Here is a 14,210-nt window from a genome sequence, read left to right on the forward strand (position 1 = left end):
CGGGCAGGGGTCTGGGCAAAGTAAAGGAGGAGGTGACGGCCAACGGCCGACGCCGGGGGACATTTGCCCAGACCCCTGCCTGCCCCGGCGGGGCCCATCAGTTCGCGGGGAATCGAGACGAAGACACGCTTGTGGCGGGCTCATTCTGCGTGGAGCAGGGCGGAGGCCCTCGCGTACGAATGTCCTCCGGCGCCGGCCGTTGGCCGTCACCTCCTCCTTTACTTCGTACGCAAGGGCCTCCGCCCTGCGTTCGGAGTTCGTCGGCGCGTCATTGAAAGGTTGCCGCGAGCACTGCGCTCTACCCACCGCAAGCCGAGCCTCGTCGGGGCGGGCAGGGGTCTGGGCAAAGTAAAGGAGGAGGTGACGGCCAACGGCCGGCGCCGGGGGACATTTGCCCAGGCCCCTGCCTGTCACGGCGGGGCCCCTCAGCTCGCAGAGACATCGGACGAAGACGCACTTCGGAATCCGAACACCAGGCAAAAAAAGACCCGGCAGAGGGAGGGATCTGCCGGGTCCGGATTGCATGGGGGGAGGGACCCACGCAATGAGCGTTGCGTCGCGTCAGTGGTTGCTCGCGTCCGCCGTTGATTCGTTGTAACCCTGCACCAGTTCGGACCAGGCCTTGCTGGCCTGCAGGCCGAGACCGACCACATCCTGCTGGGCCTGGCCCAGCCGCTGCAGGTTGTCCTGCCACAGCTGTGCGCCCCTGTTGAGCATCCCGGCCGCGTCGTCGCTGCGGGCCAGTTCGCCCAGCCAGCCGCCGGTCGCGGTCAGGTTGCGCTCCATCACCTTCAACTGCACGCCGAACATGCTTTCCGCGTTCTCCAACGCCAATCGGTTTGCGCGCGTTGCGGCGGCGGCGAACTGGCGGGTGGCATCACTGAAGCGATCGCTGAAGGCGGCGGCCATGGGGGCATCAGGGAGTGGCTTGATGCATTGCAGCATACGCCGTTGATGCGGCAATGCAACAAAAATAACAAAGGCGCTCAGGGCGCCTTTAAAAAGCCTTTCAGATCAATGGGTTGATCAGGCCGTCGGGCCGCGGTAGCGACAGCCGGAGGTGCAGGTTTCGTGCACGGTGATCTCGCTCAGCGCCGGCAGGCTGGGCTTGAGTTCGTTCCAGATCCACACCGCCAGGTTCTCGCTGGTCGGATTCTCCAGGCCGGGGATGTCATTGAGGTAGTGATGGTCCAGGCGGTCGTAGATCGGCTGGAAGGCCGCCTTCACGTCGCCGAAGTCCATGATCCAGCCGGTCTGCGCACCCGGCTCGCCCTCGACCTTCAGTTCCACCCGGAACGAGTGGCCGTGCAGGCGCGCGCACTTGTGCCCCGGCGGCACGTTGGGAAGGCGGTGCGCCGCCTCGAGCATGAAGACTTTGAAGATTTCCATGGCGCAATTGTACGCCGCAGGCGGCCCGGCAGCCTGAGCGGACGCCGGGCTTTCGTGAAGTGACTCTTTCCATCCGGATGAAGAGATGATAGTTTCTCTTATATCCGTATGAAGAGATGTTATTGGCCGGGCGCCGGCCAGGCATGGACTACTGCGGAACTTCGTCGTCCTTACCACCTCCCCCACATCGTCATGCCCAAGCACACCCTGCTCGTGGCGGCCCTGGCCGTCGCTCTGGCCGCGCCTTTGCCTGCCGCCGCCGAAACCTCCGCCGACGCCAGTGGCGAAGCCAGCACCCTGGCCGCCGTGCGTGTCACCGGTTCCAACATCAAGCGCACCGATACCGAGGCCTCCAACCCGGTGCAGGTGATCGGTCGCCAGCAGCTGGAACAGACCGGCAAGGCCACCGTGGCCGACGTGCTGCGTTCGATCTCGGCCAACACCGGCAACGCCGCCAACGAAACCACCAACAACGGCTGGGCCTCCGGCTCGGCCGGCATCGGCCTGCGCGGCCTGTCGCAGAAGAACACGCTGGTGCTGCTCAACGGCCGCCGCCTGGCCAACTACGGCTTCCCGGCCGGCGGTCTGTCCGACACATTCGTCGATCTCAACGCGCTGCCGCTGGTGGCCGTCGAGCGCATCGAAGTGCTCAAGGACGGCGCCTCGGCGGTGTACGGCTCCGATGCCGTGGCCGGCGTGGTCAACATCATCACCCGGCAGAACTTCGAAGGCGCCGAGATCGGCGGCAGCTTCGGCGGTGCCGACCAGGGCGGCCTGCACGAGCAGAACCTGAAGTTCGTCGGCGGCCTGGGTGATCTCGACACCGATGGCTACAACATCCTCTTCAGCCTGCAGGGGTACAACCGTGAGCGCCTGGACCAGGACGAACGCAACCTGACCAGGAGCGGCATCTACACCGACAAGCCGGGTGGCCGCTGGAACGGCTGGTCGGCCAAGGGTGCGCGCTACCTGGTCAACGGCGTGTCGGTACCGATGCTCGACGCCAACGGCAACTGCCCGGCCGGCACCACCCGCGTTGCCAGCGCGCCGATTGATGGCCTGTCCGGTGACACCTGCGGCTTCAACCAGGCGCCGTTCACCACGCTGATCCCCTCGACCAAGCGTTACCAGGCCTATGCCAACGGCACCTTCCGCCTGAACGACAACGTCGAGGCCTTCGGCGAAGTGCTGTACAGCCAGATCAAGAGCGCCGCGTGGTTCGGCAGCAGCCCGTTCTTCACCCTGGAGAGCGGCCGCTTCGCACTGAACGCCAACAGCGGCCTGGCCGAGCCGGTGTCGTCGCTGCTGCCGGCCAACAATCCGTACAACCCGTACGGCCGTGCGATCCCGATCGAGTACACGTTCTTCGACCTTGGCGGCACCATCAAGACCAACCGATCCACGGCCTATCGCGGCGTGTTCGGCCTGCGCGGCACCACCGCCAACTGGGACTGGGAAGTCGCTGCATTCGGTGCGCGCAGCAGCGAACGCGAGAGCGTGTCCGGCGGCTTCGCCAACCGCTGGGCGCTGGCCGATGCGCTGGCCACGGGCAGCTACAACCTGCTCAACCCGGCGGCGACGCCGCAGTCGGTGCGCGACTCGATCAACATCGCCACGCTGCGTCCGGCCGAATCCAAGCTGCAGGGCATCGATGCAAAGATTTCCGGCAGCCTGGGCCACACCTGGGCGGGTGAGATCGGCTTCGCGGCCGGTGCCGAGTGGCGCCGCGAAAAGCTCGACTCCAACAACCCGTGGCAGATCGATGCCGGCCTGCAGGTGCGCCCGGCCATTGCCGAAGTACACGGCAAGCGCCAGGTCAGTGCGGCCTACGCCGAAGTGAACGTGCCGCTGGCCTCGACGCTGGAGCTGTCCGCCGCCGCGCGCGCCGACCACTACGACGATTTCGGCGATGCATTCTCGCCGAAGATCGGCCTGCGCTGGCAGCCCCTGGATGTCCTGCTGGTGCGTGCGTCCGCTTCCAAGGGCTTCCGCGCACCGTCGCTGTCGGAAAACTCCAACAGCACCAGCATCGCCTATGGCAGCGTGGTCGATCCGCGTGATCCGGACGTGCCGGGTTCGCGGCAGAACCCGACCTTCTTCACCGTCGGCAACAACGAACTGAAGCCCGAGCGCACCAGGAGCGTGAACTTCGGTGTGGTGCTGTCGCCGTGGGCCAACACCAACCTGAGCGTGGACTACTACCGCATCCAGCTGGACAACCTGGTCGGCACCAACAACACCCAGACCCTGGTCAACGACAACGTGGCTGGCGCGGTGCAGCGCGATGAGCGCGGCAAGCTGCAGGCGGTCTACAACCGCTACCAGAACCTGAGCGAGCTGAGGACCTCGGGCATCGACGTCGAACTGCGCCAGCGCATCCCGACCGCGGTGCTGGGTGACTTCACCGTGTCCTCGGCTTACACCCACGTGCGCGACTACCGTCGCCCGACCGTGGTCGGTGGCCCGCTGGTCGACTACGCCGGCAGCAACCTGGGCGCGACCCTGCCCAAGGACAAGGCCACCACCACGCTGGACTGGAAGTACGGTGATTTCAACGCAGCCGTGACCTGGTACTACACCAGCAGCTACCGCCAGGAAGCCAGCACCGCAGCCAAGGCCGTGCAGCAGCGCGTCGGCAGCTACAGCCAGTACGACCTGTACCTGGCCTACACCGGCATCGACAAGCTGACGCTGTATGCCAAGGTGCAGAACCTGGCCGACAAGACGCCGCCGTACGACGCCTCGTTCCCGGGCATCCGCGCGCCATACGACTTCAGCCAGTACGACCTGCGCGGCCGCTACTTCACGCTGGGCTTCGATTACCGCTTCTGATCCATCCGCCGCGGCCGGCCACCTGAAGGGACCGGCCGCGCAACTGTCTGCCGTTGTGTTCCAGGGGAGTCACCGTGTCCTTGCATCGCCGTGCCGTTCTTCCGTTGCTGCTTGCCGCCGCCACTGTACTGTCCTGCCCGCAGCCGGCGCAGGCACAGAGTGCCTATTTCTTCCCGCAGGTCACGGATGCGGCAGCCTTCGATGCAGCGGTGCCGACGCCAGAGCAGTTCCTCGGCTACCCGATCGGTAGCCGCTACACCCGGCACGACCAACTGGTGGCGTACTTCCAGGAGCTGGCCAGACGCTCGGACAAGATCAGCGTGCGCGAGATCGGACGAAGCTACGAGGGCCGGCCGCTGCTGATCGCCACCGTCACCGCCGCCGGCAATCACGCGCGGCTGGAACAGCTGCGCCAACAGCACGCGACCCTGGCCGATCCGGCGCAACCGCGCAGCGCGGCCGGTGACAGCCCGGTGGTGGTGTGGCTGGGTTACAGCGTGCATGGCAACGAGACGTCCAGTGCCGAGGCGGCGATGCTGACTGCTTACTACCTGGTGGCCAACCGCAGTGCTGAAACCCAGCAGTGGCTGCAGCACGCGGTGGTGCTGTTCGATCCGGCACAGAACCCGGATGGCCGCGATCGTGCGGCCAACTGGCACAACGCCTGGGCCTCCGATCCGGCCTCGGCCGACCCGGCCGACAAGGAACACGTCGAACCGTTCCCGCAGGGCCGCACCAACCACTACTTCACCGATCTCAACCGCGACTGGCTTGCCCTCACACAGCAGGACTCGCGGCCGAAGGTGGAGGTGTTCCACCAGTGGTACCCGAACGTGCAGATCGACTTCCACGAAATGGGCAAGGACAGCACCTACTACTTCGAGCCCTCGCCGAAGAGCATGCACAGCCCGCTGATTCCGGCGGCGTCGTATGAATTCAACAAGACCCTGGCCAAGTACCACGCGCAGGCGCTGGATGCCTTGGGTTCGCTGTACTACACCGGCGAGAACTTCGACAACTTCTCGCCGGTGTACGGTTCCACCTACCCGGACTTCCATGGTGCCGTCGGCGTTACCGTCGAGCAGGCCAGTTCGCGTGGCCGCGTGCAGGAATCGGTGAACGGCCTGCTGACCTTCCCGTTCACCATCCGCAACCAGGTCGCCACCGGGCTGGGCACGGTGCGTGGCGCGGTAACTGAGCGCAGCGGCCTATTCGACCTGCAGAAGCAGTTCTTCCAGAGCGCGCTGAAGCAGGCCGCACAGCAGCCGGTGAAGAGCTTCGTGTTCGGTGATGTGCATGATCCGGCGCTGACCCGCCGCCTGCTGGAACTGTTGCTGCTGCATCGCATCGAGGTACGCGCGCTGGAGCGTGCAATCACCGTCGATGGGCAGCGCTTCGATGCCGGCAGCGCCTATGTGGTGCCGGTGCAGCAGGCGCAGTTCCGCCTGGTGCATTCGATCTTTGCCGAGACACCGCCGATCAAGGGGGATGTGTTTTACGGCAGCACCAGCTATGCGATCGCACCGGCCTACGGCGTGGCTTTCGCCGGCAGCCGTAGCCGTATCGAGGGTGGCGCACGCGTGACTGCGCTGCCGGCTGAGCAGGGCACGGTGCTGGGTGGCCAGGCCGGATTCGCGTACGCGATCGACTGGCGCGACTACAACGCCGGGCGCGCGCTGGCCGCGCTGCAGGGCAAGGGCGTGAGCGCACGTGCGGCATTCCAGCCGTTCACCACCGCGACCGCGCAGGGCGACGTAAGCTTCGCCGCCGGCAGCCTGGTGATTCCAGTTGCCGGGCAAACGCTGCAGGGCGCGGCGCTGCTTGAGGCAGTGACATCTGCCGCGCGCGAGGCAGGTGTGCAGGTGCACGCGCTGTCCAGTGGCCGCAGCCGCGAAGGCATCGATCTGGGCAGTGACGGCATCAAGGCGCTGCGCAAACCCGCGGTTGCGCTGGTGATGGGGGAGGGCGTGGCCGCCACCGAGATCGGCTCGGCCTGGTTCCTGCTCGACCAGCAACTGCACCTTCCGGCCAGCAAGCTGGACCCACAGCAGCTGGCCAAGGTGCCGCTGGACCGCTACACCACGATCGTGCTGTCCGGTGGCACCTATACCGGCGTCGATGCCGCGGCGGTGGCTGCACTGAAGCGCTGGGTGCAGGCCGGTGGTTCATTGGTGACCTATGGCAGTGCCTCGAAGTGGGCGATCGAACAGAAGCTCGCCGACGGCGAGAAGCTCGGCAAGGACGAAGAGACTGCCGACGAGAGCCGCCGTGCATTCGGCGACCAGCGCGACATCGCCGCGATCGAGCGGGTCAGCGGCAACATCCTCAGCGCCGATGTGGACACCAGTCATCCGCTGGCGTTCGGTGTGCCGCGCCGACAACTGGCGATCAACAAGGAGAACACGGTGACGCTGCAGCCGAGTGCGAACCCATTCTCGACGGTGGTACGCATCGACACGCCGCCGCGGGTGAATGGCTATCTTTCCGAGCGCAACCGTGCGCGGGTGGCGGGCAGCGCGTGGCTGCTGGTGTCGGCGCAGGGGCAGGGCAACGTGGTGCTGTTTGCCGATGACCCGGCGCACCGCAAGTACTGGCACGGTACGGATCGGCTGCTGATCAACGCGATCTTCTTCGGGAATCTGGTGAATCCGAGTAAAGCGCGGGGTTGAGGCGTTTGGCGCCGAGTCGTTGTTGTGCTTGGGAGGCAGGGGGCCTCAGCCAGGACACGCCGTGAACCCATCCATGGGGGCTCGATGGCGCCATCCTTGGCGCCAACGGTCCTGGCTGAGGCCCCCTGCCTCCCATGACAGTTTCCTGCGGGCGCGGACGCATCAGACCCCAAGGCGGGAGCAAGGGCAAAGGCAAAGGCAAAGGCAAAGCCAGGAATTGCGGCTTCGGCTTTTGACTTTGAATTTGAATTTGAATTTGAATTTGATCTTTCTTCTCCCGGCTACCCGGCGGGAGAAGAAGGCGCAGGCAATGCTTGAAGCGGATGGGCATGGGGGCAGCGCAGAACCGTTGGCGCCATGGATGGCGCCATCGAGCTTACATGGACGTATTTACAGCGTGTTCTGCGCTGCCCCCATGCCCATCCGCCCTCGGTACTGCCACCGCGTGCTTTGTCACCCGGTAGCCAGCAAAAAAAAGGACGGCGCGTCAGCGCCGTCCCTCGATAGCCCCCGCGCAGCGGGAAGCACCCTCCCTGGCAGCTGGGATCAGCCGGCGCGACCGCCGCCGCCGCCCTGGCCGCGGCCACGGCCGCCACCATTACCGCCACCGCCACGACGCTGGCCCTGACCGGCGCCTGCACCCGCACGCTGCTGGCCGTTGCCACCACCCTCGCGACGGCCACCGCCGGCCTTCTTCGGGCCGGCATGCGCATGGCGCGGTGCATCACCGTGCGGACGGCGTGCGTGGCTCTTGCGCGGTGCGCGCTCGCCGGTATCGTGCTCGGCCTTGCCCGGCGCACTGTTGCCCCAGCGGATCGGAACCTGCAGTTCGAAGCCCGGCACATCGCGGATGTCCATGTCGCGGCCCAGCAGGCGCACGATCGCGCGCAGCAGCTTCACTTCATCCTGCGCCACCAGCGAAATCGCCTGGCCGGTCGCGCCGTTGCGGCCGGTACGACCGATGCGGTGCACGTAGTCCTCGGCCACCATCGGCAGGTCGAAGTTGATCACCTTCGGCAGCTCGTTGATGTCGATGCCGCGCGCAGCGATGTCGGTGGCCACCAGCACGGTCACGCGGCCGGCCTTGAAGTCGCCCAGCGCACGCAGGCGCTGGCCCTGGCTCTTGTTGCCATGGATCGCCGCGGTCTTGATGCCTGACTTTTCCAGGAACGTGGCCAGCTTGTCGCTGCCGTGCTTGGTGCGTGCGAACACCAGGGTCTGCTCGCGGCTGTCCTGCGCCAGCAGGTGCAGCAGCAGGTCGCGCTTGCGGCCGGCATCGACCGGATGCACGCGATGGGTGATGGTTTCGGCCACGGTGTTCTTCGGCGTCACCTGGATCTGTTCCGGGTTGCGCATGAACTCCAGCGCCAGCTGGCGGATGTTGTCCTCGAAGGTGGCCGAGAACAGCAGCGTCTGGCGGTTCTGCTTCGGCAGCTTGGCCAGGATGCGCTTGATCGACGGCAGGAAGCCCATGTCGAGCATGCGGTCGGCTTCGTCCAGCACCAGCAGTTCAATGCCGGACAGGTCGACACTGCGACGTTCCAGATGGTCGATCAGGCGGCCCGGGCAGGCCACCAGCAGGTCCACGCCACGGCGCAGGATGTCCAGCTGGTTGCCCATGCCGACACCGCCGTAGATGCAGGCGCTGGGAATGCGCAGGTACTTGCTGTAGCCGCGCAGGCTGTCATGCACCTGGGTGGCCAGTTCGCGGGTCGGGGCCAGGATCAGCGCACGCGGCTTGCGCGGGCCGGCACGCACCTCCTGCGAGGCGGTGCCCAGGTGCTGCAGCAACGGCAGGCCGAACGCAGCAGTCTTGCCGGTACCGGTCTGTGCGCCGGCCAGCAGGTCGCGACCGGCCAGCGCCAGCGGGATCGCCTGCTGCTGGATCGGGGTCGGGGTTTCGTAGCCCTGCTCGGCAAGCGCACGCAGCAGGAAGGGCGCCAGGCCCAGCGATTCAAAAGACATTGAGATTGCTCCAGGTACAAGAAACGCCTGTCCGAGCGGACAGACGGGGGCAGATCAAAGTGATCGGCTGACTCGGAGCGTTCCCGTGAACCGCGCTGCGAGAAGTTGGGTGCAGCCGGCACGAAGCGCAGGCTGGAATGCGTGACGAACGGCGTCGGAGTGGGGGCGGGCGAAGAGGGCGGACCCTGGTCGCCGGCGATCCCGGAGGGAAACGGACGGCCGCTGCAGACCTGCCTAGTCTAACCGATGGCTGAGACCTCGCGCAAAAAGCCCCGTTCAGGTAAGGGGGGCTCTCTGCAGGGCTGCGCCCTGCACCCGCAGAGGCCAAAGCGACGTCAACGTCAAAAGCGGGTTTCCTGAGAGATGGCGGGGTGGGTCCGGTGGTGGGAGACGCCGTAAACCCGTCCATGGGGGCTTGGCCGCGGCATCCATGCCGCGGACACTCCCGCCACCGGACCCACCCCGCCTTCGACAGTTTCCCGCGATCTGTCGGAATGGCATGGGGTCAGATCCGTTTTCCGCAGGAAAACGGATCTGACCCCGGAATTTCATTCGAAATCTGACAGATTTCATCCACGCATAGCGTGGATCTATTGGCCACCGGTCTACTGTCGAAGGCGGGGTACTGTGGGTTTGCGGGGTGTGAGCGGCATGGATGCCGCGACCAAGCCCCCATGGATGGGTTTACCGCGTCCCCGCAAACCCACAGTGCCTCGCCATCCCACGGAATGCCCGCTGTTGCTGTTGCTTCGGCTGTTGCCCTGGCTTGAAGCAGGTGCAGGGCTGCAAGCCCTGCCGAAGCCCCCACTACGGTAGGGTGGGCCGATGCCGCGCTGCAGCTTGGCGCCGCCGCAGATTTGATTACACTTGAAACTTGTTTGCCCACGACTCCGGACACCCACCCATGAAGCTTGGTTCTTTGAAGGAAGGCGGCCGCGACGGCACCCTGATCGTCGTCTCGCGTGACCTGCGCCACGGCGTGCGCGCCACTGGCATCGCCGCCACCCTGCAGCAGGCCCTGGAGGACTGGAGCCACATCGCACCGCGCCTGAACGCCCTGTACGAATCGCTCAACGCTGGCGACGCCGATGGCGTGTTCGACCTCGATCCGCAGGCGCTGGCCGCACCGATGCCGCGTGCCTATGAGTTCGTCGATGGCAGCGCCTACCTGCCGCACGTCGAGCGCGTGCGCCGCGCCCGCGGTGCCGAGGTGCCGGAGAGCTTCTATACCGACCCGCTGATGTACCAGGCCACCAGCGCAGGCTTCTACGGCCCGCGCGATGCGGTCAAGGTGGTCAGCGAGGACTACGGCATCGACCTGGAAGCGGAGATCGTGGTGATCACCGACGACGTGCCGATGGCGGCCACCCCCGAACAGGCCGCCGGCCATATCCAGCTGGTCGGCCTGGTCAACGATGTCTCGCTGCGCAACCTGATCCCGGGCGAGCTGGCCAAGGGCTTCGGCTTCCTGCAGTCCAAGCCGCGTTCGGCGCTGTCGCCGGTGTTCGTCACCCCCGATGAGCTGGGTGCTGCGTGGCAGGACAGCAAGGTGCACCTGCCGCTGCTGACCCACATCAACGGCCAGTGGTTCGGTGCGCCGGAGGCGGGCGTGGACATGCAGTTCAACTTCGCCCAGCTGGTCGCGCATGCGGCCAAGACCCGCCCGCTGGGTGCCGGCACCATCGTCGGCTCGGGCACCATCGCCAATGAAGACACCAGCAAGGGTGCCTCGTGCTTCGCCGAGCAGCGCGTGGTCGAGACCCTGCGTGACGGCAAGCCGAGCACGCCGTTCATGTCCTTCGGCGACGTGGTCCGCATCGAGATGCTCGATGCTGCCGGCAACAGCATCTTCGGTGCGATCGAGCAGCGCATCGAACAGGCGGCCAAGCCCTGAGCATGGAGGCGGCGATGGAGATCCCGGTCGACGACGGCATCGTGCTGTACACCTACTGGCGATCCAGCGCCGCCTACCGCGTGCGCATCGGCCTGGAGCTGAAGGGCCTGGCCTGGGAGGCGCGGCCGGTGCATCTGGTGCGCGACGGTGGCGAGCAGCACCATGAGGCTTATCGCGCGCTCAATCCGCAGCAGCTGGTGCCGACCCTGCTGCATGATGGGCACACGCTGACCCAGTCGCTGGCGATCATCGAGTACCTGGAAGAGCGCTTCCCACAGGTGCCGCTGCTGCCGGCCGACGCTGCGGGCCGCGCACGGGTGCGGGCGCTGGCGCAGCTTGTGGCCTGCGATATCCATCCGATCAACAACCTGCGGGTGATGCAGCACCTGGAACGCGACCTGCAGCTGCCTGCCGACACCCGCACGCAGTGGACCCTGCACTGGATCGCCGAAGGCTTTGACGCGATGGAAGCGATGCTGGCCAACAGCCGCGACACCGGCACCTTCTGCCACGGCGACCGCCCTGGCCTGGCCGACATCTGCCTGTTGCCGCAGCTGTACAACGCCCACCGCTTCGGCCTGGACCTGGCACCGTACCCGACCCTGCGCCGCATCGAAGCGGCCTGCCAGGCACTGGATGCCTTCGACCGCGCCCGCCCGGAACACCAGCTCGACGCCGCCTGAAAAAAGGGGACGGAGGGGATTAAGTCGTATATGCACTTACGACTTAATCCCCTCCGTCCCCTTTCTGTTGCAATCGGGCCAGGTCATCGCGGAACAACCGGTAGGCCTCCTCGCGGCGGGCATCGTCGGTCTGTCGCAGCACCCATGCCGGGTGCACCGTGGCGTAGCCGCGCGTGCCGTCCTCGAGGGTGTGCCAGCGCCCGCGGTCACGCGAGAGGTCGAAATCATGGCCGAACACCGAGGCTGCCGCTGTCGCGCCGAGGCACACGATCACCTGGGGCCGCACGCGCGCGATCTCACCCATCAGCCAGGGCCGGCAGGCCTGGATGTGACGGCTCTCCGGCCGCTTGTGCAGCCGCACCTTGCCGCGCCGTTCATGGTGGAAGTGCTTCACCGCGTTGGTGAGGTACAGCGTGGCGCGATCGATCCCCAGTTCCGCCAATGCGCGGTCCAGCACCTGGCCGGCAGGTCCTGCAAATGGCTGCCCACGCAGATCTTCGGTGTCACCGGGTTGCTCTCCGACCAGCATCACCCCGGCCCCTGCCGGCCCCTGTCCGAATACGGTCTGCGTGGCCTGCTCCCACAACGGGCACTGGCGGCAGGCGCTGGCCTGCCCGCGCAGATTGTCCAGGCTGCTGGCTTCGGCTGCCGATGCCGGAGGGTTCGCTCGCAGCGGAATCCTGCGTTGCGGTGCCTGCGCGGGACGGTCATGCATTTCCTGCACGCGGTCGGCGGCGTCGCGTACCAGGCGAGGCAGCAATCGGGCTTCAGGCAGGTGGCGCCAGTACTTGGCCGGCATCTCCTGCATCATCATCCGCGTGTTGAGCCGGGCCGGATTGAAAATGCTGGCGTAATAGGTCTGCCACAGCGACTCGCGTGCATCCTCGGCCGGGGCATCCTCGCGTCGTGCACCGGGGCCGAAGGCAAGCGCCTGCCCATCCCAGGAGGCACTGCGCGAAGGCGTGAGGATGGCCCAGCGCATGCCGGTGAAGCGGCGCGCGAAGAACGGCGCGACCCGGTCGACGATGTGGTGCTGTGGCTCGAACCAGGCGATGAACGCATCAGGCTGGCCAGGCACTTCGCGGAAGCGCACGAATGCCTTCATCTTGTGCGTGTCGCGGCGGACCGCCTGGGCCATGGACATCGCCCTCAGTACGTCGGCATCGGCAGGGTTTGACAGCACCGAGCGTTCGCCATGGGCGATGCGCCACAGCAACCGGTACAGGAGGGCCATGCGTTGTCCGTCGCGATGGCACAGGCAGGTGTCCGCCAGCTCCAGGAAGTCGCGCGGTACCGTCGGTGCGCCAGCGTCGGCCTGTGCGGGCGCCGAGGTGACCGCTGGCGCGTCCAGCAGTGATGCGTCGCTGCCCTCGAGCCAGTCCAGCTGCTCCGGCGCGACGCCGCGCAGCAGGGCTTCGCGCGCACCGCTGCGCCAGGCCTCCAGCGACCATGGCGGATCCACCCGCAGCGACCAGCGCTGCGCGTCAGGCCGCGGACGGGGCATCGAACAGCGAACCCTGTCGCGGCGGCGGGGCCAGCTGCGCGCGCAGCGCCGCCGGATCGTCCAGTGCTTTGCGCGGGTGATGGTCGGCCAGCAGCACGAACGGCAGCAGCTTGCTCATCGGTGCCTTCAGGCGTGCGATGTCGGCCACGCGCAGCCGCCCGTGACGGCGCGCCATCAGCACGCGCTTGACGTTGCGCACGCCAAGGCCGGGCACGCGCAGCAGCATCTCCTTCGGTGCCCGGTTCAGATCGACCGGAAAGCGCTCGGGATGGCGGATTGCCCAGGCCATCTTCGGGTCGATATCCAGGTCGAGCATGCCGTCCTGGGTGGTATCGGTAATCTCATCCACGCCGTACCCGTAGAAGCGCAGCAACCAGTCAGCCTGGTAAAGGCGATGTTCGCGCTGCAGCGGTGGCGGCTGCAGTGGCAGCTGCCGGCTGGCGTCCGGAATCGGGCTGAACGCGGAGTAGTAGACCCGGCGCATGCGGTAGTTGCCGTACAGGCTGTCGGCGCTGGCCAGGATCTGCTGGTCGTTTGCCCCGTCCGCGCCGACGATCATCTGGGTGCTCTGCCCGGCCGGTGCGAAACGGGGAGGGCGCGGGGGAGTGCTGCGGCTGGCCGTCGGTGCCACCGCTGCGGGGGCCTTGCGAGCTTCCTTGGCTTCCTCGATGCGCCAGCGCAGTTCCCCCATCGCGCCACGGATGGAATGAACCGTCTTCTCCGGCGCCAAGGCGCTCAGGCCGGCTTCGGTGGGCAGTTCCACGTTGATGGACAGGCGGTCGGCATAGCGCCCGGCACTGGCCAGCAGTTCCGGCGAGGCCTCGGGAATGGTCTTGAGGTGGATGTAGCCGGCATAGCGGTGTTCTTCGCGCAGTTGCCGGGCGACCTCCACCATCTGTTCCATGGTGTAGTCCGCATTGCGGATGATGCCGCTGGACAGGAACAGTCCCTCGATGTAGTTGCGCTTGTAGAAGTCCAGGGTGAGCGTGACCACCTCATCCACGCTGAAACGTGCACGGGGCACGTTGCTGGAAACCCGGTTCACGCAATAGGCGCAGTCGTAGACGCAGAAGTTGGTCAGCAGGATCTTCAGCAACGAAACACAGCGGCCATCGGGCGTGTAGCTGTGGCAGATGCCCATGCCCTCGGTGCTGCCGATACCGCCACTGGCGCGCGAATCGCGCTTGCCCGAACCGCTGGAGGCGCAGGAGGCATCGTACTTGGCGGCATCAGCCAGAATGGCCAGCTTGCGGATGGTTTCCATTGAGGAAACC

Annotated in this window: 9 protein-coding genes; 4 read left to right on the forward strand and 5 right to left on the reverse strand. The window is 66.5% G+C overall.

The features are described from left to right. Positions 1 to 561 precede the first annotated feature (561 nt). Together ACM0O9_RS06285 and queD are read right to left on the reverse strand one after the other, a co-directional pair. A complete protein-coding gene (locus ACM0O9_RS06285) occupies positions 562 to 909 on the reverse strand; it encodes a phasin family protein (RefSeq protein WP_065179106.1) in 348 nt (115 codons plus the stop codon). A 117-nt stretch (positions 910 to 1,026) separates the two neighbouring features. Next, entirely contained in the window at positions 1,027 to 1,389 is a 363-nt protein-coding gene (gene queD / locus ACM0O9_RS06290) for a 6-carboxytetrahydropterin synthase QueD (protein WP_005407953.1), read from the reverse strand. Between the two features lie 192 nt (positions 1,390 to 1,581). On the opposite strand from queD, the gene ACM0O9_RS06295 reads away from it, so the two are divergent. Continuing rightward, positions 1,582 to 4,221 (forward strand): TonB-dependent receptor plug domain-containing protein, encoded by a 2,640-nt coding sequence (locus ACM0O9_RS06295; RefSeq protein WP_374082979.1) that lies wholly within the window; start codon positions 1,582 to 1,584, stop codon positions 4,219 to 4,221. A 74-nt stretch (positions 4,222 to 4,295) separates the two neighbouring features. Beyond that, positions 4,296 to 6,890: a M14 family zinc carboxypeptidase gene (locus ACM0O9_RS06300; protein WP_235649869.1), complete on the forward strand. Its 2,595-nt coding sequence runs from the start codon at positions 4,296 to 4,298 to the stop codon at positions 6,888 to 6,890. A 546-nt stretch (positions 6,891 to 7,436) separates the two neighbouring features. Here the strand turns inward: ACM0O9_RS06300 and ACM0O9_RS06305 are convergent. Then, positions 7,437 to 8,855 (reverse strand): DEAD/DEAH box helicase, encoded by a 1,419-nt coding sequence (locus ACM0O9_RS06305; protein ID WP_005415154.1) that lies wholly within the window; start codon positions 8,853 to 8,855, stop codon positions 7,437 to 7,439. Between the two features lie 904 nt (positions 8,856 to 9,759). On the opposite strand from ACM0O9_RS06305, the gene ACM0O9_RS06310 reads away from it, so the two are divergent. Continuing rightward, positions 9,760 to 10,749: a fumarylacetoacetate hydrolase family protein gene (locus ACM0O9_RS06310; protein ID WP_065179110.1), complete on the forward strand. Its 990-nt coding sequence runs from the start codon at positions 9,760 to 9,762 to the stop codon at positions 10,747 to 10,749. 14 nt (positions 10,750 to 10,763) lie between these two features. Beyond that, positions 10,764 to 11,432: a maleylacetoacetate isomerase gene (gene maiA / locus ACM0O9_RS06315; RefSeq protein WP_164093326.1), complete on the forward strand. Its 669-nt coding sequence runs from the start codon at positions 10,764 to 10,766 to the stop codon at positions 11,430 to 11,432. 43 nt (positions 11,433 to 11,475) lie between these two features. Here maiA and ACM0O9_RS06320 read toward each other — a convergent pair whose 3' ends face one another. Continuing rightward, positions 11,476 to 12,936, reverse strand: coding sequence for a UdgX family uracil-DNA binding protein (locus tag ACM0O9_RS06320; protein ID WP_171956401.1), 1,461 nt, complete (start codon positions 12,934 to 12,936; stop codon positions 11,476 to 11,478). Beyond that, positions 12,917 to 14,200 (reverse strand): putative DNA modification/repair radical SAM protein, encoded by a 1,284-nt coding sequence (locus ACM0O9_RS06325; protein WP_414604100.1) that lies wholly within the window; start codon positions 14,198 to 14,200, stop codon positions 12,917 to 12,919. Before ACM0O9_RS06325 ends, ACM0O9_RS06320 begins: the two co-directional genes overlap by 20 nt. Positions 14,201 to 14,210 lie beyond the last annotated feature (10 nt).

The organism is Stenotrophomonas sp. FR012, from assembly GCF_047520565.2.
Lineage (GTDB): Bacteria > Pseudomonadota > Gammaproteobacteria > Xanthomonadales > Xanthomonadaceae > Stenotrophomonas > Stenotrophomonas sepilia.